The organism is Thermovenabulum sp. (assembly GCF_049701175.1).
In the GTDB taxonomy this organism is placed as follows: Bacteria; Bacillota; Thermosediminibacteria; order Thermosediminibacterales; family Thermosediminibacteraceae; genus Thermovenabulum.
Genome location: NZ_JBNATW010000057.1, coordinates 1 through 2,493 on the forward strand (window position 1 = coordinate 1; position 2,493 = coordinate 2,493).

The following is a 2,493-nucleotide window of genomic DNA, read 5'->3' on the forward strand; positions in this document are numbered from 1 at the left end:
TCCGGCAAGGAAGTAGCCGAGGCCTTAAAGCAGGACTTAACCAAAGAAGTTTCAGAATTAAAACAAAAAGGTTACATTCCCAATCTAAAGATAGTAATCGTTGGAGAAAGGCCCGATTCCCTATCATACATTAAAGGCGCATTAAAAAGGGCGAGCGAAATGGGCGTAGAGGCAAGCGCCTTGGAATTACCCGAAACTATAACGGAACAGGAATTTATAAAGAAAATTCACGAACTAAACGAAGATGAAAAAATAAACGGAATATTGATAATGAGGCCCCTGCCCTCTCATATATCAGAAGACAAAGTAAAATACCAAATTTCACCCGAGAAGGATGTGGACTCTTTCAGCCCCATAAACACAGCCAAAATAATGGCAGGAGAAGAAGGGGGCTTTGCGCCGTGTACACCCCAGGCCGTAATGGAAATCCTTAATTACTACAACATCGACCTTACGGGAAAAAGAGCGGTAATCATGGGAAGGAGCATGGTAGTAGGAAGGCCCCTTGCCATGATGATGCTAAAACAAAACGCCACCGTGACCATATGCCATACAAAGACCAAAAACCTTTCTGAAGAAACAAAGAGGGCGGAAATCCTCGTAGCAGCAGTAGGAAAAGCAAAAATAGTAAAGGCTGATATGGTAGGGGAAGGTGCGGTAGTAATAGATGTAGGCATAAACGTGGACGAAAACGGTAAACTGTGCGGGGATGTGGACTTTGAAGAAGTAAAAGACAAAGCGGGGATGATAACACCCGTGCCCGGAGGAGTAGGTTCTGTTACCTCCACGGTTCTCGTAAAACACGTCGTAAAAGCCTTAAAACTACAAAAAGGCCTGTAGGTAGGGGGTTTTAAAAATGGTAATAACGGAAAAAAAGCCCTTTGAAGAAATAAAAAAGATGCTGGAAGGCGTTAAAAAAATATATATAACAGGGTGCAGCCTGTGCGCCACCTCCTGCATGACTGGGGGAGAAAAAGAGATTTTAAATATGAAAGAAGCCTTAGAAAAAGAAGGTAAAATCGTTACCGGATATACGGTGCTCGACCCTTCCTGCAACAAACTGCAGGTCCGCTCTACATTGAAAAAGAACAAAGAAGCATTGGAAGAAGCGGATGCGATTCTCTGCATGGCGTGCGGAGACGGAGCCCAGACCGTAGCGGGGGTAATAGAAACAAAGCCCGTGTATCCTGCCAACAACACCATGTTCATAGGCGAGGTAGAGAGGATAGGGCATTTTTCCGAAGCCTGCAAAGCCTGCGGAGAATGCGAACTTGCCTGGACGGGAGGCATATGCCCTGTAACGAGGTGCGCAAAGGGTTTACTAAACGGCCCATGTGGAGGTTCCAGAAACGGCAAATGCGAACTAAACAGCGAGAACGACTGTGCATGGGTGTTAATTTATGATAGGCTAAGAAAAATAGGGCAGTTGGAGAAAATGCTCGATATAAAGCCTCCTAAGGATTACAGCAAAGCCTATAATCCGAGGAAAATTGTTGTTCAGAGGTAGGTAGGGGGAATTGTTATGGGACTTGAAGAAAGATTAAATTCCGGTGAATTTGCGGTAACTTGCGAAATGGCACCTCCAAAGGGTGTAGATACTGCGCATTTTAGGGAATGTGCCAGAGCGGTAAAAGGCAGGGTTGATGCGGTAAATGTAACAGATTTTCAAAGTGCAGTAGTAAGAGTTTCTTCCTTGGGAGCGTCGGTGATTTTAATTGAAGAAGGCTTGGAACCTGTAATGCAGATAACCGGCAGGGATAGGAACAGGATTGCAATACAGGGCGAGCTTTTATCAGCAGGAGCCTTGGGAATAAAAAACGTCCTTGCACTAACCGGAGACCACCCTGTGTTTGGCGACAACAAGACAACAAAGCCCGTGTTTGAATTGGACTCAGTAAACATCCTTCAGATTGCAAGCACACTCATGGAAGGCAAAGACTTTGCCGGTAATCCCTTAAACAAAGCGCCGGAATTTTTCCTCGGGGCAAGCGTAACACCCCTTTTTGACCCTATGGAACTTCAGGTAATAAAAATGCAAAAAAAGATAAAAGCCGGGGCAAAATTCTTCCAGACCCAGGCGGTTTACGATGTAGAAGTATTAAGAAGATTTAAAGAAAGGATTTCCGAATTAAACGCGAAAGTATTGGTGGGAGTAATACCTTTGAAATCACCGGGGATGGCAAATTATATGAACAAAAATGTTCCCGGCATATATGTTCCTGATGAGATAATAGAAAGGTTAAAAGGGGCGGAAAACAAAGTTAAAGAAGGTTTAAAGATTGCAGCTGAATTTATTAATCAGGTTAGAGAAGAAAAGCTCTGCGATGGAGTTCATATAATGGCGATCGGAGCAGAGGAAAATATCCCGATTTTACTTGACATGTGTAATTTATAAGGGAGGTTACAATAAATGTCAAAAAAAATTGTTGTTATAGGGGCGGGACCTGGGGGATATGTAGCTGCTATAAAGGCAGCAAAGCTCGGTGCGGATGT

4 protein-coding genes are annotated in these 2,493 nt (G+C 43.8%); all 4 read left to right on the forward strand.

Going from position 1 to position 2,493, the window contains the following annotated elements; genetic code table 11:
• Positions 1-840 (forward strand): bifunctional 5,10-methylenetetrahydrofolate dehydrogenase/5,10-methenyltetrahydrofolate cyclohydrolase (locus ACPLVF_RS11950; RefSeq protein ID WP_424908048.1); only part of this gene is annotated, 840 nt, incomplete at its 5' end.
• A gap of 16 nt (positions 841-856) precedes the next feature.
• Complete coding sequence (locus ACPLVF_RS11955; RefSeq protein ID WP_424908049.1) at positions 857-1,507, forward strand: methylenetetrahydrofolate reductase C-terminal domain-containing protein; 651 nt, start codon at positions 857-859, stop codon at positions 1,505-1,507.
• A gap of 15 nt (positions 1,508-1,522) precedes the next feature.
• A complete protein-coding gene (locus ACPLVF_RS11960; RefSeq protein WP_424908050.1) occupies positions 1,523-2,395 on the forward strand; it encodes a methylenetetrahydrofolate reductase in 873 nt (290 codons plus the stop codon).
• A gap of 15 nt (positions 2,396-2,410) precedes the next feature.
• On the forward strand, positions 2,411-2,493 hold an 83-nt coding region (locus tag ACPLVF_RS11965), incomplete at its 3' end, for an FAD-dependent oxidoreductase (protein ID WP_424908051.1).

Excerpts from the sequence above, each read along its gene's own strand:
- ACPLVF_RS11955 (WP_424908049.1), top strand. The coding sequence starts at position 857 with ATGGTAATAACGGAAAAAAAGCCCTTTGAAGAAATAAAAAAGATGCTG.
- ACPLVF_RS11960 (WP_424908050.1), top strand. The coding sequence starts at position 1,523 with ATGGGACTTGAAGAAAGATTAAATTCCGGTGAATTTGCGGTAACTTGC.